This window comes from Oceanobacillus sojae (assembly GCF_007991515.1).
In the GTDB taxonomy this organism is placed as follows: domain Bacteria; phylum Bacillota; class Bacilli; order Bacillales; family Amphibacillaceae; genus Oceanobacillus; species Oceanobacillus sojae.
Map to the genome: position 1 here is coordinate 65,634 of NZ_BJYM01000019.1, position 18,232 is coordinate 83,865.

Here is an 18,232-nt window from a genome sequence, read left to right on the forward strand (position 1 = left end):
TACTAGTATATTTATGAAATGGAGGTTTAAAATTGGACACTACTCAAAAGCAGTCAACGATGGATGATGTAATACAAGAACTGGAGAAAAAGGAACAGGTAGACGCTTTATATTATCTCGTCCAAAAACTGCCTGATTTTGTGTCAAGAGTACAGACGCTGGATGATAAATTGGAATTTATTGAGAATGTCATCGAAGACAAACAATCGTTATCTACTATTAGTAATGAAATAGAAGAAAAAATCGAAAACCTGCATATTAATCAAGAACATTTAACTGCTCTTCTAGAACTGATGCATTTATTGCCTAAGTTAGTTCCATTATTAAAAAAGGCTGATGAAATTTCTCAGTTCGTTACTGACTTTTCAACCGATACAGCATCTGTTGAATATGCATTAAAAGGAATAAATGATATTATTCCACTGGATAAAGCAGCCAAGGTTATAAAGGAGACAAATGAACAGTATAAACAGAATGAAAATACTGCTCATTTTTCATTGTATGGAATGTACCGTTTATTGAAGGATCCAACCATTCAAAAAGGATTCCGATATTTAGAATCATTCCTTGAAGTTGTAGACAAAGAAAAATAATGAATGATGGAGGGAATACGTATGTTTTTACGTTCTTTTTTTGATGAAAATTTAGCTCAAATGTCTTATTTAATTGGATGTCAACAAACTAATGAAGCGATTATTATTGATCCGGTACGCGAGACAGAAGCCTATTTTGAAACAGCCGAAAAGGAAGGATTGAAAATTATTGCTGCTGCGGAAACACATATACATGCAGATTTTCTTTCTGGAGCAAGAGAGTTGGCAGTTAACCATGATATAAAACTTTATTTATCTGATGAAGGCGATGAAGATTGGAAGTACGACTATGCGGAAAACATAAATGCTTCTTTACTGAAAGATGGAAGTGAATTTAAACTTGGTAAAATTAAATTTGAGGTAATGCATACGCCAGGTCATACTCCAGAAAGTATTTCCTTTATTTTAACGGATGAAGGTGGCGGATCTAAAGAACCAATGGGCATTTTTACTGGGGATTTTGTTTTTGTTGGTGACATTGGCAGGCCTGATTTATTGGAAAAAGCTGCCGGGATAGCTGATACAGCCGAAATAGGGGCCAGACAAATGTTTCATTCCCTGCAAAAATTTAAACAACTGCCGGATTTTCTGCAAGTATGGCCGGGACACGGAGCAGGAAGTGCCTGTGGAAAAGCACTTGGGGCTGTTCCAATGACAACAGTAGGCTATGAAAAAATCAATAATTGGGCATTGCGAACAAATAATGAAGAAGAATTTGTAAAGATTCTTCTATCCGGACAACCTGAACCGCCCCGATATTTTGCCATGATGAAAAAGTTAAACAAAATCGGCCCTGACCTTATTAACCAAGAGCAAACAACTCAACTATCGAGTGTTTCCGAATTAGAAAAAATTAAAAATGATGCTGTATTGATAGATACAAGAGATGCTTTTGAATTTTCCAAAGCACATTTAAAAGAATCTATAAACATTCCATTTAATAAATCATTTACAAACTGGGCCGGCTGGTTACTGGACTATGATCATGATATTATTTTGATTGCTTCTGAAAAGAATATTAAGGCAATAAAGATGAGCCTGCGTTCTATAGGATTAGATAAAGTGATAGCAGCAGCTGAACCATCGCTTGCTTTAGAAGATGAAAATAAACTGGAAAGTTATGATGAAATATCTGTGCAACAATTACAAAAATATTTACAGGATGACAATTATTATCTTATTGATGTCCGAAATAATTCAGAGTTGGAAGAAGGAAGAATTGCTGGTGCACACCATATTATGTTAGGCACACTTGTTGATCAAATTGAAGAATTACCTAAAGAAAAAACATATTTGATGCAATGTCGTTCTGGTGCACGTTCAGCAATTGCTACCAGTCTGATGCAGGCAAATGGTTTTAAAAATGTATTGAACGTAAAAGGCGGATACTTAGCATGGACGAAAGAAAAGTTTCCAATAACAAAGAGATGACACGCTTTATCGTTTTAGTAACTGTATAATCATTATGTTTTTACTAGAAGATGGAATGTAAGAAAGTAACATGCTAGAATCGATTGGAAACAGGTGATCAAATGGAATTAGGCTTTATTATTGTATTATTTTTAATTGGGCTCTTTGCATCGTTTGTATCTGGAATGTTGGGTATTGGTGGTTCAATTGTTAATTATCCACTTTTATTATATATTCCGGTACTACTCGGAGTAGGCTCCTTATCTTCATCAGAAGTTGCCGGTATTTTAGCTATTCAAGTTTTCTTTTCAACAATTAGTGGCATGTGGGCATATAGAAATGATGGATATCTAAATAAATCTTTAATATTAACGATGGGAATTTCTGTTTTAGTTGGAAGTTTTATAGGTGGATTCGGTTCTGATTTATTATCAGATAGTAATATTAATTTGGTGTATGCAATTTTGGCAACCGTTGCTGCGATTATGATGTTTGTACCCAAGAAACATGTAGAGGAGCAGGAGAACAGTCAAGTGAAATTTAATTATTTAATTGCGATTATTTCAGCATTTATTGTTGGGGTGGGAGCAGGAATCGTAGGTGCTGCCGGTGCATTTCTACTTGTTCCGATTATGCTTGTGGTATTAAATATACCTACTAGGGTAACAATTGCTTCCTCATTAGCAATCACTTTTTTATCCTCCATTGGATCAGCTATGGGAAAAATTATCACTGATCAAGTATTATACGGACCAGCAGCTGTCATGATAATTGCCAGCTTAATTGCTGCTCCAATTGGTGCAATTATTGGAAAAAGAATGAATATCAAAATTTTAAGGACCATATTAGCACTTTTAATATTTGTTACTGCAATTAAAATCTGGACAGATATTATTTGATTAATTTTATCTTTTCCATATGCAGACAACTAATAATTACGAGGGGACAGGGGCGAGTCAAGTTATAACAGTATATACATCAACATTATGTCCGGTATGTGGCATGGTGAAAAGTTTTCTAGATTCTTTTGAAGTTCCTTACAAAGAAGTGAATGTGGATATGAGTCCTGTAGCAATGTTTCACTTAATTTCAAAAGCAAGAAGGTTATCTGTACCACAGACTATTATAAATGGAAAACGGATTTCAGGATTTAAACCAGAAAAAATAATGCAAGCCTTAATTATTGAAGAACGAAGCTTTATGCATTGAGATGAATAAGAAAAAAAGTAATGGGGTAAAGTTTTTTTGCATTACTTTACTATTATAAACATCCTGTTCTTCCGTGAGTTAGTATACATAAATTATATTCAGATTTCGTGTTATCTGCCAATATGATTGTGTCAGATAAATTGTTAATAAAAAATCACTTATCTTTTTAGCCGGAGATAAGTGATTTTTATTGGTTCTATACTGAATGTGGTGGTGTCCTCCGTTCCATCGCCAGATGGAACGGAGACAAAAAAATACACTTATTTTCCTCTCTCTGTTAACCTTGAGTTGTCAAGACAAAAGGAACGGGAGAGGAAAAGAGTGCACCAACATTTTATCACAGAGTTATCAGGAATTAAAGATACGTATGTAGATGTTTGGGATATCAGAGAAGAAGAAAATTATTTTATTGCGGAATTATTCACGAAACAGCGCAAACAGAAGTGTCCTTAGGCATCGCAGTAACACCCTGGACCCTTTTGCAAAAAGAAGGTTTACAAGGAAGCCAGATGTGCAAACTCCCCGTTCTAAAATTGATCCTGTGGGTAAAAGTTTTTTTGATAATATAGATGAAGCTGACCAACGGATTATCGAAAGAGTTGGTGAAATAGCAGATAAATACGATGTAACACGTGCTCAGATTGCACTTGTATGGGTGTTAAACAAAGAAGAAATTACATCTCCCATTATTGGAGCAACGAAAGTGGAACAGTTTGAAGATCCATACATGCTTTCGATATAAATTTACAACAGGGGCACATCGATTATTTGGAAGAACCTTATTTACCACATCACCTAATAGGATTTGAATAATAGTTAGATTTTTGCAAGTCTTTTCTATAAATTATCAAATTGTAACTGATTAAGAAATATTGTTTGCCATACAATTATTATGTTGTATGGTTTTTTTATTCGTGATAAGATATCTAAATATTATGATTGTTATTTAAAGATGTCTATTTTTAGTATGAAGGCGGGGAAAAGTATTGGGAAAAAAAGAAATAAACTCTGGTGATAATGAATCCTGGCTGCAGCCTTATATTGATTCTCCAGAAAAACAAAAACAACTATATAAAAAAACATTAATCGTCGTCATCATGTCCCAAATTTTTGGAGGGGCAGGATTGGCAGCAGGAATTACTGTTGGAGCACTTTTAGCTCAGGATATGTTAGGTACAGATAGTGTAACAGGGGTACCTACAGCATTATTTACTTTAGGGTCTGCAGGAGCTGCTTTACTGGTGGGCAGACTTTCTCAGCATTATGGCCGTCGATTTGGCCTCTCTGCAGGTTTTTTAACTGGAGGAATCGGTGCTATAGGTGTAATTATTTCCGCTTTAATGAGCAGTATTGTTCTGTTATTTATTTCTCTGTTTATTTATGGGGCAGGGTCAGCCACCAACTTACAAGCACGATACGCTGGAACAGACCTTGCAAAGTCAAATCAAAGAGCCAAGGCAGTCAGTATGGCAATGGTTTCAACAACATTTGGTGCAGTAGCTGGTCCGAATCTTGTTGAAGTTATGGGTGATTTCGCAAAATTTTTAGGTATACCTGCTTTAGCTGGTCCATTTATACTGGCGGCTGCAGCTTATATACTTGCAGGTTTAGTTCTCTTATTTATCTCTGTCCTGATCCTCTGCTTGTAGCTAAAGCAATATCAAATCTAAAAAATAAAGCTGGTAATAGACAATCAGAACAAAGTATTGAATTGTTGCCAAAAAACAAACGAGGAATATTTGCAGGAGCTTCCGTTATGATTTTAACACAATTTATAATGACTGCTATTATGACAATGACCCCGATACATATGGAACATCACGGTCATGATTTGCAAGCTGTTGGACTGGTTATTGGTTTTCATGTTGGAGCCATGTATTTTCCTTCTTTGATAACGGGCAGTCTTGTCGATAGAGTTGGACGTGCTTTTATGGCTGTTGCTTCTGCAATCACACTTTTAGCCTCAGGGGCTTTAGCTGCTTTTGGACCTGCAGACTCCATGACAGTACTTATCGGGGCATTAGTTTTACTTGGACTGGGCTGGAATTTTGGTTTAATAAGCGGAACCGCAATCCTGGTTGATTCTACATCCTTTGATAATAGAGCGAAAACGCAGGGAACAGTGGATGTCTGGATTGCTTTATCCGGCGCATTAGGAGGAGGAATATCCGGTTTAATTGTGGCAAATTCCAGTTATGCAATTCTTTCAATAGCGGGGGCGCTGCTTTCATTACTGCTTATTCCGATCATTATTTGGGCGGATATTAATAAACAGCAGAAACTGGAAGAAGCAAGTTGAAAATTCAAGAGAATAATTTCTTTTAATACTAAAACATAAATAAGTTTCAAATGAAAATGAAAAATAGGAAAGGTCTGATCCTAAAATGAAAAATAAATTTGCTGAGAGAACACAGTTAGTAAAGCCTTCTGAAACACGTGAAATATTAAAAATAACAGCCAGACCGGAAGTTATCTCCTTTGCTGGAGGGTTGCCTGCTCCAGAACTGTTTCCAGTAGAAGATGTTAAAGAAGTTTGTAATAGAGTATTGACTGAGGAAGGTACGACTTCACTCCTATAGTACGACAGAAGGGGATCAGGCTTTGAGAGAAGCTATTTGCGAAAGAATGGAGGATATCGGAATAAATGCTGCTGTTGATAACGTTCTGATTACGTCTGGGTCTCAGCAGGCCATTGATTTAACTGGAAAATTATTTATTAATCCAGGAGATATTATTATTTGTGAAAGTCCGACTTATCTGGCAGCAATTAATGTATTTGAATCATACAATGCTACCTTTGTAGAAGTAGCCATGGATAATGATGGGATGATCATGGAAGAATTAGAGAAAAAATTACAAGCATATCCTGATGCGAAATTCATCTATACAGTTCCAGATTTTCAAAATCCGACAGGCCGTACACTAAAGTTCGAACGGCGAAAGCAAATGACGGAGCTGGCCAGACAATATGATGTATTGATTGTAGAAGATAATCCATACGGAGCAATAAGATTTGCTGGAGAAGAAATCCCGCCTGTAAAACATTTTGATATAGATAATAGAGTGATTTATATCAGCTCTTTTTCTAAAATATTCGCTCCGGGTCTACGGCTTGGCTGGATTTGTGCTGATGAGACTTTTATTGATAAGTACGTCTGTTTTAAACAAACAGCAGACTTACATACAGACAGCTTTGCCCAAAGAATAACTGCGAAGTATTTGGAGCTTTATGATATGGAGGAGCATATTAATAAAATTAAAGACGTATATAAAAAAAGATGCATAACGATGTTATCTTGTATGAAACAATTTTTTCCGAACAATATAAATTATAGTATTCCGGAAGGTGGCTTATTTATATGGGTTGAGCTGCCTGAAATGATTGACTCAGAACAATTATTAGTTGAGTGTTTAGAAAATAATGTTGCATTTGTACCAGGTAGTCCTTTTTTCCCTAATAGTACAAATAATAATACATTGCGATTAAATTATTCAAATATGCCTGAAGAAAGAATCATAGAAGGGATGAAACGCATCGGGGAGGTTTTGCAGCGTAAATTAAAAAATGAAAATAAAAAAGAAGTACAAAAAGCATAATAGAGTTAACGCCTGAATCCTGGTATATTAATAGGTTCAGGCGTATTTCAATTATTTATATCAACTGATACTTTTTAGTAACCGCTCAAGAATAATCAATCCCCGTTCAAGCTCTTCAATCGTTTCCGGTGCACAAACAGCAATCCTTACAGCTCTGTCCGGACAGCTGTTTCCCACTACAAAACGCTCAGCTGCATATACCTGGACTCCTTGTTGTGCAGCAAGCAATTCAAATTGTGCACCTGTTATTGTTCCCGGTAAAAGGAGCCACCGGAAAATTCCTATTTCAGCACCTAAGCATGTATAATCAGCAAAATATTGATCTACAATTTTATTTCTTCTAATAGCTTCTGTGCGATGTGCTTCGATTAAATCTTCAAATTGGTTGGATACAATTGTACGTGCTGCTAATTCTGAAAGTAAGGAAGAGACGGATATATTTAAATTATACAATGCTTTTGAAATTAACTCCTTGAATTGGTTTGGCACGGATACATAAGCTAAACGCAACCCCGGAGCAATTGATTTGGATAGACTTGCAATATAGATGGTCTGTTCAGGCGCAAATGATGCGATTGCCGGAAGCGGTTTGGGATGATGGAGATTGTATGTAGCATCTTCAATAATAATTTTGTTATATTTCCTGGCAATCGTAGCGATTTCTTTTCGGGTTTCAACAGATATGCAGCAAGCTGTTGGATTATGAAAATCAGGGATTAAGTAGATTCCTTTTATATGTTCATTTTTACATGTATCCTCAAACGCAGATGGACTCATCACATGACTCTCGGTTTTTATTGGTACAATTTGTATGCCAAACATCGATGCAACGGTTTTTAATCCAGGGTAAGTATGCGTATTGGCACCAATACGGTCACCAGCTTTATAAAGACTTGCCAATATGGCAGTAATTGCATTTTGACCGCCATTTGCTAATAGAATATGCTCAACGGTCGTTTCAAAGCCGCCTCTTTTGATAAATTTTACAGCTGCGTCTTTTTGCCAAAGGCTGTCACCTGCGCGACCATAACCGAACCATTTTTCAAAATCGGTTTCCCGTACCATATTTTTCAACTGAAGCTGCAGAGGTTTATACGAATCATTATCTGGTAATGTAGCTCCCATTTCTATTAAATGCTTTGGTTTTGTGTCTTCTAGTAAATAGGCATTTGACAAAGCATCATACGCTACAAAAGTTCCGCTGCCAACAGATGAACTTAATAAACCTTTTAGCCCGCACATTTTAAAAGCCTTCGATATAGTGCTTAAGTTTAAATTTAGATAATCAGCCAGCTCCCGCTGAGGAGGCAGTTTAGTTCCGGGCAATAAAACACCGGTTAAAATATCATCCTCTAACTGCTTGGCAAGACCTTGATAAACTGGCCTGTTATTTTTATCAATCAATGGCTTCCAAGTCATTGGATAGTCTTCAAAAGAATTAATAGACATACAAATCATCCTTTTTTATATTTCCTCTATTGTACTATATTTTATAGTAGTTTTTTGTGTTTAAACAATTCTTTCAGCTTCTTGCGGCGTATGAGAGAGATGACGCCTTTCGATGAAATGAGTAATTGCAAATGTTTTCGGCAGGCGTTGAAAATCCCTCTGCTGAATGAGGTTTTACTTTATATGTGACGGCCCGTACTAACAATTGCAGAGAGAATTTTTAAATAAAAGAAAAATTTTGAGCAATCGAGAAGAAGCCTTTGTTATTCATTTGTAGTAAACTGATAAAAAGGAGGCGTTTTAATGAGTACAATGATTTATGTTAACTTTCCAGTCAATAATGTAGCAGATGCCACTAATTTTTACGAAAAACTTGGATTTACAAAGAACGGTGACTTCTCTGATGTTCATGCAAGTTGTATGGTCTGGGACGAAAATTTTTATATTATGCTGTTAGAACATTCTTTTTATCAACAGTTCCTTAAAGATAAGAAGATTGCCGATACACAAAAAGAAAATGCAGCTTTAATCTGTTTCAGTATGGAAAGCGCTGAAGCAGTCAAAGAATTTGGACGGGTAGCGAAAGAAAATGGCGGTGATGCTTACCGCGCTGATATGGGAGTACCGGAAGAGCAAATGTATGGCTTGGAGGTATCGGATATTGATGGAAATATGTTAGAACCGATGTGGATGAAACAATAGGTAATAAAGGAATAGAAGAAATGAAAAGAGAGGTAATAAAGGAATAGAAGAAATGAAAAGAGATAACGACCTTGTTCTATTAATAGTACAAAAACCAGCCTGATACTGATATTGCGGTGTCAGGCTATTGTATTTTGGAAGTAAAGTTTGATATATTAATATGAACCAGTCATAATTGAAAATTTACAATTATAATTTTTTAACAGAATATTCTGTTAAAATGAGTGTAATAAGAATGAAACGAATTAATTACTCGATACAGTTAGTAAATCTGATGAATCTGTGTCGAGTGTAACCTGAATATTCATCAGTTAACTGTATCGTCCACATAAATAAAAAGTGGAGGAATAGTTATAATAAATTGAAATACGTTAAAAAAAGAATGGATAAAATACTATGAAGAAGTGAAATTCGAAGGCTGGATTTTTCCCGTATAAGGGACAATTGGGAAAATGAAGCTCTCCCCTGGAATTATGCCAGCTTGGTAAATAAGTATTTGTCTTCAGATTTAGAATTACTTGATATGGGAACGGGAGGCGGAGAATTTCTCCTATCCTTAAATCGTCCTTGTGAAAAAACATCAGTAACAGAATGCTGGCAGCCTAATATTGAACTTTTAAAAAGAAAAGTGGTTCCTTTAGGGATAAAACTGGCTTCCATCGATGACAATGACATCATTGACTTTGAGTATAATAGCTTTGATATTATCATTAATAGACATGAATCATTTGATGTGAATGAAGTGAAAAGAGTATTAAAGCCAAACGGTATATTTATTACTCAACAGGTTGGCGGAGAAAATGGGAATCGCTTATCAAATATGCTGATTCCAGACTTTCAGCCAAGATACAAGTCCTTAAATTTAAAAAATACGCAACGTGATTTGGAGGAAAATGAATTTGATATTATATTCGCTGATGAATGCTTTACTTACCAAAAGTTTTTTAACATACAAGCTTTAATTTATTATGCGAACGTTATTGAGTGGGAGTTTCCGGCGTTTCATGCAGAAGATAATTTTGAAGAGTTATTGAATGTCTATAAAGAGCTAATCTCAAATGGTTATATTTTAAACTATGAGCACCGATTTATCATAGTTGCTCACAGTAAGAAATAAAATTCCTGTCATTTAAGATATTCCTGTTAGATACAAAGGGAAAAACAACGAAATAACGCAGGCAGTCGCGCAGCAAATAGTATCTGCTATAAGAACACGTCTGAAAGGACGAACCAAACCTTTGGTAGTATCCCTGGACGAGGGAAGTGGCGCCGGAAAATCTACATTAGCCGCTGAAGTTGCTTCACACGTGGAAGCGACTGTCATTCCGTGTGATGAGTTCTTCGATGCAACAATCACTGACGAGGAATGGGACTCCTATACATCAGAGCAGAAGTGCCGCCGTTGTATTGACTGGAAGCGTGTACGCAGGGAGGTGCTGCTGCCTCTTCTGACAGGTGAAAACGCACAATATCATCCTTTCTCCTTTTATACGGAAAATGAATTGGCAACATCTCTGGTAACGAAAGAGCCTTCCATGATAATTATCCTAGACGGAATTTACAGCTCGCTGCCTGAAATGTCTGACGTTATTGATTTTAAAATTCTGGTGGAGGTGTCATCCGAAGTTAGCCGCTATCGGCATAATGTAAGAGAAGGTCATGAGGATGAGGATTGGCATCTGTGTTGGGATCCGGCAGAGGATTACTATTTCTCAGCCCTGTGTCCACCGGCCTCATTTGATTTAATTGTGGTTAATCAGTAGGTAGTGTATCGTTTTTATTTTATTTATGATGATTATAAGCTGATTGGTTATAACCATCATAATAATCACCCTAAATCCTGGAGTTTACGAAGGCATCGCATCTTAATAAGCCTTACTAACTTATTATTTTAGCTTGATGTTCTTCAGTAACATATCCTTCTTTCCCTGATCCAATCCCAACAATCAGCAGAACAATAGATATAAGAATGAGCAGGGAGAGAGGAATTGTCCATCCATCAGTCATATCATGCAGTGCACCGACAAGTATCGATCCTGTTGCTGCTAAAAGATAACCGAAAGACTGTGCCATCCCCGATAATTCAGCTGCTTCTTTTCCATCCTTTGCTCTAAGTGAAAAGAACATCATCGATAGACTAAAAGCACTTCCTCCAGCAATTCCAAGCATAATTGCCCATAAAGGGACCAGCGCAGGGCTTCCTTGCAGCAGCCCAAAAAATCCAACAATGAAAAGAGTGGCTGTTGCGATACTTAGACCAACTTGATTTTTCAATTTCTCCGCTATAACTGGAACGATAAAAGTGGCTGGGATAAGTGCAAACTGCATTAGAAAAACCATCCATCCAGCATTATTTGAATTATAGCCGTTCGTATGCAGAATATCTGGAAGCCATGTGATTAAAGTATAAAACATTAATGATTGTCCACCCATAAATATGGTAATCTTCCATGCAAGCGGGGAGCGCCATAAACTATTTTTTTATCTGTTTTTACTTTTTCCTGCTCCCTTTTCTTTTGTTTACGAAGCTGCGGGAGCCATAATAGTAAAGAAACTAACGTTAACAGGCCCCATATAGCAAGGGCGCCCCGCCACCCTAAGTTGCCAATGGAAGAAACAGGTACACTGACTCCTGACCCAAGCGCACCAAATAAGTTCATGAATATAGCATAAATACCAGTCATCAGACCTGTTTTCAACGGGAAATTCATCTTTACAATTCCCGGAATAAGAACATTACCAATGGCAATTGCCAGACCAATCAAAATAGTTCCTGCAAATAAAAAAGGGGTTCCTGAAAGGGAGCGAACCGCAATACCAATAATAAGTAATATTGATAAAGCAATCGTTAATTCCATACCGACCCGATTTGCTATTTTGGGAGCAAACGGGGAGAGCAGGGCGAATGCAAGCAAGGGAAGTGTCGTAATACTTCCTATAAGTGCATTGCTGATGCCTAAGTCATCACGTATAAAGGAAATAAGTGATCCGGCAGAAGTTAATGGAACTCTTAAATTAGATCCTACTAAGATGATGCCGATAAGCAGCAGCCAGCTGTTTTTTGTATTTTTATTTAAAGTAGATGAAATGGATTCATCATTCATGGTGTTATTCCTCCTCTATCATTTCAACAACTTCTTTTCTTAATACTTCCATATAATCTTCAACATAAGTGGCAGCAGCATGTTTATCCTGATTGCGTATTGCTGTAAATAACTCAATATGAAGTTCTTCTTCATATTTAAAAGGCTTATTCATCGCCATTAAATCCTGGACAAAAGAATATATGATTTCTGCCAGTGGCTCATATAAATCAATGAGGAGCTGATTATTAGAAGCTGATACGATAGCTTGATGAAAATGAATATCTAATTTAATAAATTGTTCATAATCCTTATTTTCAACTGCCTGCCGTGAAAGCTGAATGTATTCCTCCAGTTTTGCTAAGTCTGTTTCTGATCTATGTTCTGCAGCCAGCTGTGCAGCTTGTTTCTCTAAAGCTAAGCGCACATCAATGGTCTCTAGCAGCGCAGACTTTTTTACATGACGCTTTATTGCTGCACCGAGAGCATTAGTTGAACGGACAATTGTCCCGCTTCCTTGTCTGGTTTCAAGTAATCCTGCGTGTACTAAGGCGCGAATCGCTTCCCGAAGCGTATTTCGGCTGACGTCAAACTTTTCCATCAGTTCCATTTCGGGAGGGATTCTGTCTCCGATTTGCCAATGTCCAGATCCGATTAATTGTTCGATTTGGGATGCAACCTGTTCTACTAAATTCATACGGTTCGTTTTTTGAATCATTTTAATACCCCTTTTGAAATTTGTAGGATGATTGGTACATTGGTTATGTTAGCTCTGAAAGAAAGAATTGTCAACATGGCTATCTTTTTCTGATTATTATAAAGTGGAGTACATTGGAATGTTATCTGATAGATTTGTGATTGAAAAGGCTTGACTAAAAAATTTGTTCTGCTAGCATAATAGTCAATTGAATAAATCAAAATTTTCTACTGGGGGCGCCGCAGCGGCTGAGATAAATGTATATTTAGCACCTTAGAACCTGATTTGGTTAAGACCGGCGGAGGGAAGTAGAATGAGCAAATAAACTATGCGCTGTTTTTACGCGTGTATGTTTTAGTATGTGGACGTTTCCTTCTATTAGTCTTTAGAAGAAGATTAAAGGAGGATTTTTTTATGAATTTTACTGGTGAATTGCGGACCGTAACAAAGGAAAGATGGGAGCAATGAAGGCTTTTTACTGCGAAAAATAATAAATTCTTTCCTGAATTGGAAAGGTTTTTATTTTTATTATAGTAACATGCCTTATGATGAAAACAGTATATAAAAGGAGCTGAACATAGATTGTTCAAAGATAATCGGTTCAATAGGTTAACCGCCAACGATTTGAAGCGAGATTTGGTTGCAGGTATTACAGTAGGGATTGTAGCAATACCGCTTGGAATGGCTTTTGCGATTGCTTCTGGAGTGAAACCCGAATATGGACTTTATACAACAATTATTGCAGGGGTCCTCGTTGCTCTTTTCGGTGGTTCCCGTTACCAGATTGCCGGCCCTACGGGAGCTTTTATACCCATTTTACTTGCAATTGTTTTAGAATTCGGATACGAAGATTTGTTAATTGCGGGATTTATGGCTGGAATAATGCTCATATTGATGGGCGTTTTTAAGTTGGGTGGACTTATCAAGTTTATCCCTCGTTCTGTAACAATCGGTTTTACGGCCGGGATTGCAATCATTATATTTACCGGGCAAATTGAAAATTTTTTTGGTCTGGAAAATATGGAGAAAAAAGAATATTTCCATGAAAATATCATTCAAATTATCCAAAATCTTTCAACACTGAACTTATATAGTATCTTCGTTGCGGCACTTGGAGTTCTCATTCTTATTTTTGTTCCAAAACTTTTCCCGAGAGCACCTATATTATTAGTTGCTTTAATTGTTCCATCGATTGTTGCGTTTTTATTTTTCCCTGGAAAAGTGGATACTATCCACACTGCATTTGGCAGCATTTCACAAAGTCTGCCAAGCTTCCAATTTCCTGAATTAAGCTGGAATAAAATAGTGACACTTTTACAGCCTGCTTTTGTAATTGCCATGCTTGGGGGCATTGAGTCTTTATTATCCGCAGTTGTAGCAGATGGTATGACAGGGAAGAAGCATAACTCAAACCGCGAACTTGTTGGTCAAGGTATTGCCAACCTTGCTACTCCTCTTTTTGGAGGAATTCCGGCAACAGGTGCTATTGCCAGGACTGCAACAAATATTAAAAGTGGCGCTGTAAGTCCTTTCTCCGGGATTTTTCAAGGCGTATTTGTATTAATTACTATTCTCCTGCTTGCACCTTTTGCTTCCCATATTCCACTCGCAAGTATGGCACCTATATTAATTCGGGTTGCTTTAAATATGAGTGAATATAAATCATTTACTCACATTATTAAGTTGAAATCCAGTGACTCACTGGTACTTGTAGTAACCTTTCTATTAACTGTTTTTGTTAACTTGGCAATTGCCGTTCAAATTGGATTGCTGCTGGCTATGTTCTCCTTTGTGAAACAGATGAGTGAAGTATTAGGAATTGAAAAAGTCGTTCCTGATCAGTTAAAAGAAGAAATAAATGGAGGCAAAAGCTTGGAAACGAAATGTCCGCAGATTGTCTTTTTCACAATTGATGGAGCATTGTTTTTCGGTGCTGCTGACCGCTTTCAATCAATGATTACGTATTCTATTAATCGGAAACCAACCGTGCTTATTTTAAAAATGAAACATGTTTCCTTTATTGATACGACTGGAGGAGCCAATTTTGCCTCACTGATTACAGATTTTAAAAAGCAAGGCGGCACGATCCTGCTTGCTGAATTGAATAATGAGATATTAGATATGATAAAAGCTGAAGGTTTATATGATAAATTAGGAGCTCAGCATATTTTTAAGGATTCAAAAGATGCCGTAGACTATGGATTGAATTTAATCAATGTCAAGAAATGTCCACTTTGTTCTAAAGCTGGAACAAACACTTGCCAGGTTTTTCAGCAAAGTAAAGAAATGAAAGAGATTGGATAGGCAGGTTTGCATTTTGAAATAATATATGCTTAAATAAGCCTTAAGTATTTACTTCTTCTTTACAGCGCACTGTAAAGATTTGTTCAGCATTAACAGGTAAACTATTAATTCTAAATTTCATATTTCTATAATCGCTAGGGGAGCAATTTTATTGCTGAGAAAGGAAACTTGACCCTTGGAACCTGATTTAGTTAACACTAACGTAGGGAAGTGAGGTTTACTTAAGTAGGTAATAATCTAGTTATGTACTCATTTCCCATTCATCAATATTTGTTGAGTGGGTTTTTTAATGCTCTTACAGTAGATTCAAATAGTAAGAGATACAATTTAATAAGAATGTAGGGGGACCAGTGTTGCTGGTTGAGATAGTATCCATAAGATAAAGACCCTTAGAACCTGATCTGGTTGAGACCAGCGTAGGGAACATGCAAAGTAATTTCTATCATATGGAAATGTGTGTACCCTGGGCTTCGTGTCCGGGGTATTTTTGTTTGAAGGGAGGCGTGCATATTCAATCTATTAACAAGTGTTATTAAGAAATAAACTTATACTTTTTATCAGAAAGAGGGTGAAAACGAAGGATGAGAGAACAAAATAATAAATTAGCACTTCAGTTTAAAAATGTCGATTTCCATTATAAAAATGATGCAGAGGAGATTCCCATTTTAAAAAACATGAATCTTTCTGTTGCAGATGGTGAATTTGTAAGTATTATCGGTGCAAGCGGCTCAGGAAAATCAACCATCTTTCGTCTTATTGTCGGGCTGGAAGAACTGACCGGTGGATCTATCTATTTAAATGAAAAACAAGTAACCGACCGTTCAGGAAAAGTTGGGTATATGCCTCAACAGGATTTATTAATGCCTTGGCGTACAGTTCAGCAAAATGCAGTTCTTCCGTTAGAACTGCACAAAGAAAGTCGTCTCGATAGAAGAGCTGTCGATAGCTTGCTGGAGGCGTTTGGTTTAAAAGGATACGAGAATAAATATCCGCATGAACTATCCGGTGGGATGCGCCAGCGTGTTTCCTTTTTAAGAGCTACTTTATCCGGTTCTAATGTGCTATTGCTGGACGAACCTTTTTCAGCTTTGGATGCGATGACCAGGTTATTTATGCAGGAATGGCTATTAGAACAATGGAAAGAGCAGCAATCTACTATTTTATTTATAACACATGATATTACAGAAGCATTATTTTTGTCTGACCGCATTTTTGTCATTACTGATACACCCTTTACAACATTTAAAGAGATTGAAGTGCCTTTGGAACGTCCAAGACGGCAACAGGATTTAGGAAATAAAGAAGTGACGGAGCTAAAAAATAATCTGCTGGATCAATTTCGGATGAGGGTGTAATCAATGAAAAATTATCTTTATTCTATTATTTTAATCACAATATTTTTATTTATATGGGAAGCAGGAGCGAGGTTTGTTAATACACCATTTATTTTACCGGCGCCGACTGAAATTGCGATAAAGCTATGGGAATTGAAAGCGGAGCTTCTGCTGCATCATCTTCCTGTTACACTGGCTGTTATTGCAATTGGCCTCGGTATTTCATTAGTACTTGGAATTATCCTAGCAATCAGTATGAATATATCAAAAACATTAGAGCAAGCCATTTATCCTATTTTAATTACATCACAAACCATTCCTATTATTGCACTGGCACCTATTTTTGTACTTTGGTTCGGATATTCTATCTGGAGCAAAGTCATCGTTACAATTATCATTACCTTTTTTCCTATTACCGTCAGTACATTCGATGGTTTTCGATCAACAAGTAAAGAACTGAAAGAGTTATTTCAAACACTTGGCGCATCTAAAAGACAGCTTTTTTTCAAGCTGGAGGTTCCATCTGCACTGCCTTCTTTCTTTTCAGGGTTAAAAGTAGCCGTCCCCATGAGTGTGATTGGCGCTGCAATTGGAGAGTGGCTCGGTGCACAGGCTGGCCTAGGTTATTTTAGCCGGCGGATGATGACACAATTTAATGGAGCAGGGGTCTTTGCACCTATAGTCGTTCTCTCTTTAATTGGAATTATATTATTTATTACAGTTGTTTTGCTAGAAAAATATATATTGAAATGGAGAAGATTTTAGTATGAATAAATTAACAGCAATAGTTAGTATTCTGATAGGCTTTACAATTCTAAGCGCTTGTGGAAATGAAGAATCAAATGCAGAGGATAATAAAAAAGTAAACGGGACAAATACCGTTTCTATTATGCTTGATTGGTATCCGAATGCCGTACATAGTTATCTATACATAGCAGAAGAGAAGGGTTATTTTGAGGAAGAAGGGATTGAAGTTGATATTCAATTCCCGGCAAATCCAACAGACCCTCTGACACTTGCGGCTTCAGGCAAGGTGACAATGGGGTTATATTACCAGCCCGATGTGATTGCAGCAAGAGCAAATGAAGATATTCCTGTTAAGTCTGTGGCTGCTGTCGTTCGTGAGCCGTTAAACCGGATTGTTTCCCGTTCCAATGATCCGATAGAATCGCCGAAAGAATTAGAAGGGAGGCAGGTAGGTTACCCTGGAATTCCGGTAAATGAGGCAATTGTTAAAACAATGGTCGAGCATGACGGCGGAGATTATGAAAAAGTAGATATGATAAATGTAGAATTTGAATTAGGTTCTTCACTTATTTCTGAGCAGGTCGATGCAGTGAGTGGCATGTATGTGAATCATGAAGTGCCAGTCTTACGCAGTGAAGGGCATGCAATTGATTTTATTGATCCAGTAGATTACGGGGTGCCTGATTTTTACGAAATTGTCGCTGTGACAAGTGATGAAACATGGGATGCCGAGCGAGAAAATATTGAAGCGTTTTGGCGCGCTGCGCGTAAGGGATACGATTTCATGGTTGAAAATGAGGAAGAAGCACTGCAAATCCTGCTGGATTATCAGGATGAAGTAAACTTTCCCCTGGAAAAAGAAATTGAAACAGAGAGCTTAACTATTTTATTACCAAAAATGGATTCAGAGCAGGGTTTTGGTACACAGGAAAGAGCTTCATGGGAAAAAACAGCGAATTGGTTAAAAGAATACGGCGTGATTAAAAAAATTCCAAATATCGATGATATATTTGTCAATATTGAATAATAAGTTCTATAAAGCTGCTTATTTATTGTTCAAAGTATTGTTGGAAATCAGCCAAGTGCGTTTCAAGCAAGGGTTTCTCA

The 18,232-nt window shown here is 36.9% G+C and carries 17 protein-coding genes, 2 pseudogenes and 3 riboswitches; of the genes and pseudogenes, 16 read left to right on the forward strand and 3 right to left on the reverse strand.

What is annotated here, in order from left to right:
- Positions 1 to 32 precede the first annotated feature (32 nt).
- The 9 genes and pseudogenes from OSO01_RS19215 (at position 33) to OSO01_RS19245 (ending at position 6,809) form a co-directional block, all read left to right on the forward strand.
- Positions 33 to 593, forward strand: coding sequence for a DUF1641 domain-containing protein (locus tag OSO01_RS19215; protein ID WP_147212101.1), 561 nt, complete (start codon positions 33 to 35; stop codon positions 591 to 593).
- Between the two features lie 21 nt (positions 594 to 614).
- A complete protein-coding gene (locus tag OSO01_RS19220) occupies positions 615 to 2,024 on the forward strand; it encodes an MBL fold metallo-hydrolase (RefSeq protein ID WP_147212102.1) in 1,410 nt (469 codons plus the stop codon).
- A 101-nt stretch (positions 2,025 to 2,125) separates the two neighbouring features.
- Positions 2,126 to 2,902 (forward strand): sulfite exporter TauE/SafE family protein, encoded by a 777-nt coding sequence (locus OSO01_RS19225; RefSeq protein WP_147212103.1) that lies wholly within the window; start codon positions 2,126 to 2,128, stop codon positions 2,900 to 2,902.
- 19 nt (positions 2,903 to 2,921) lie between these two features.
- Positions 2,922 to 3,212, forward strand: coding sequence for a glutaredoxin family protein (locus tag OSO01_RS19230; RefSeq protein WP_147212104.1), 291 nt, complete (start codon positions 2,922 to 2,924; stop codon positions 3,210 to 3,212).
- Between the two features lie 321 nt (positions 3,213 to 3,533).
- Positions 3,534 to 3,665 carry a hypothetical protein gene (locus OSO01_RS23960; RefSeq protein WP_281289860.1) on the forward strand — a complete coding sequence of 44 codons (132 nt, stop codon included), beginning with the start codon at positions 3,534 to 3,536 and terminating at the stop codon, positions 3,663 to 3,665.
- A gap of 58 nt (positions 3,666 to 3,723) precedes the next feature.
- Positions 3,724 to 3,954 (forward strand): aldo/keto reductase, encoded by a 231-nt coding sequence (locus tag OSO01_RS23465; RefSeq protein WP_186813711.1) that lies wholly within the window; start codon positions 3,724 to 3,726, stop codon positions 3,952 to 3,954.
- Between the two features lie 244 nt (positions 3,955 to 4,198).
- Positions 4,199 to 5,511 (forward strand): annotated as a pseudogene (locus OSO01_RS19240) (MFS transporter).
- An 85-nt stretch (positions 5,512 to 5,596) separates the two neighbouring features.
- Positions 5,597 to 5,791 carry a hypothetical protein gene (locus OSO01_RS23795; RefSeq protein ID WP_246145236.1) on the forward strand — a complete coding sequence of 65 codons (195 nt, stop codon included), beginning with the start codon at positions 5,597 to 5,599 and terminating at the stop codon, positions 5,789 to 5,791.
- Positions 5,792 to 5,813: 22 nt separating this feature from the next.
- Positions 5,814 to 6,809, forward strand: coding sequence for an aminotransferase-like domain-containing protein (locus OSO01_RS19245; protein WP_246145237.1), 996 nt, complete (start codon positions 5,814 to 5,816; stop codon positions 6,807 to 6,809).
- Positions 6,810 to 6,869: 60 nt separating this feature from the next.
- On the opposite strand, the gene OSO01_RS19250 is transcribed toward OSO01_RS19245, so the two are convergent.
- Complete coding sequence (locus tag OSO01_RS19250) at positions 6,870 to 8,258, reverse strand: aminotransferase-like domain-containing protein (protein WP_147212106.1); 1,389 nt, start codon at positions 8,256 to 8,258, stop codon at positions 6,870 to 6,872.
- Between the two features lie 303 nt (positions 8,259 to 8,561).
- On the opposite strand from OSO01_RS19250, the gene OSO01_RS19255 reads away from it, so the two are divergent.
- The 3 genes from OSO01_RS19255 to OSO01_RS19265 all read left to right on the forward strand — a co-directional run bounded on the left by OSO01_RS19255 (position 8,562) and on the right by OSO01_RS19265 (position 10,723).
- Positions 8,562 to 8,960, forward strand: a complete 399-nt coding sequence (locus OSO01_RS19255) for a VOC family protein (RefSeq protein WP_147212107.1) — start codon at positions 8,562 to 8,564, stop codon at positions 8,958 to 8,960.
- A gap of 481 nt (positions 8,961 to 9,441) precedes the next feature.
- Entirely contained in the window at positions 9,442 to 10,077 is a 636-nt protein-coding gene (locus tag OSO01_RS19260) for a class I SAM-dependent methyltransferase (protein ID WP_222595748.1), read from the forward strand.
- A 121-nt stretch (positions 10,078 to 10,198) separates the two neighbouring features.
- Entirely contained in the window at positions 10,199 to 10,723 is a 525-nt protein-coding gene (locus OSO01_RS19265) for a hypothetical protein (RefSeq protein WP_147212108.1), read from the forward strand.
- 115 nt (positions 10,724 to 10,838) lie between these two features.
- Here OSO01_RS19265 and OSO01_RS19270 read toward each other — a convergent pair.
- Together OSO01_RS19270 and OSO01_RS19275 are read right to left on the reverse strand one after the other, a co-directional pair.
- A pseudogene (locus OSO01_RS19270) lies at positions 10,839 to 12,064 on the reverse strand (CynX/NimT family MFS transporter).
- A gap of 4 nt (positions 12,065 to 12,068) precedes the next feature.
- Positions 12,069 to 12,761 carry a FadR/GntR family transcriptional regulator gene (locus OSO01_RS19275; RefSeq protein WP_147212109.1) on the reverse strand — a complete coding sequence of 231 codons (693 nt, stop codon included), beginning with the start codon at positions 12,759 to 12,761 and terminating at the stop codon, positions 12,069 to 12,071.
- A gap of 201 nt (positions 12,762 to 12,962) precedes the next feature.
- Positions 12,963 to 13,064: riboswitch (TPP riboswitch) on the forward strand.
- Between the two features lie 258 nt (positions 13,065 to 13,322).
- On the opposite strand from OSO01_RS19275, the gene OSO01_RS19280 reads away from it, so the two are divergent.
- From OSO01_RS19280 to OSO01_RS19295, 4 genes are all read left to right on the forward strand, one after another.
- Positions 13,323 to 15,044 carry a SulP family inorganic anion transporter gene (locus OSO01_RS19280; protein ID WP_147212110.1) on the forward strand — a complete coding sequence of 574 codons (1,722 nt, stop codon included), beginning with the start codon at positions 13,323 to 13,325 and terminating at the stop codon, positions 15,042 to 15,044.
- 126 nt (positions 15,045 to 15,170) lie between these two features.
- Positions 15,171 to 15,270: riboswitch (TPP riboswitch) on the forward strand.
- A gap of 104 nt (positions 15,271 to 15,374) precedes the next feature.
- Positions 15,375 to 15,484, forward strand: a riboswitch (TPP riboswitch).
- Between the two features lie 141 nt (positions 15,485 to 15,625).
- Positions 15,626 to 16,399 (forward strand): ABC transporter ATP-binding protein, encoded by a 774-nt coding sequence (locus tag OSO01_RS19285; protein WP_147212111.1) that lies wholly within the window; start codon positions 15,626 to 15,628, stop codon positions 16,397 to 16,399.
- A 3-nt stretch (positions 16,400 to 16,402) separates the two neighbouring features.
- The gene (locus tag OSO01_RS19290; RefSeq protein WP_147212112.1) at positions 16,403 to 17,143 is read left to right on the forward strand and encodes an ABC transporter permease; all 741 of its coding nucleotides are present in this window, start codon (positions 16,403 to 16,405) and stop codon (positions 17,141 to 17,143) included.
- A 1-nt stretch (position 17,144) separates the two neighbouring features.
- Positions 17,145 to 18,152: an ABC transporter substrate-binding protein gene (locus OSO01_RS19295; protein ID WP_147212113.1), complete on the forward strand. Its 1,008-nt coding sequence runs from the start codon at positions 17,145 to 17,147 to the stop codon at positions 18,150 to 18,152.
- Positions 18,153 to 18,232: the final 80 nt, after the last annotated feature.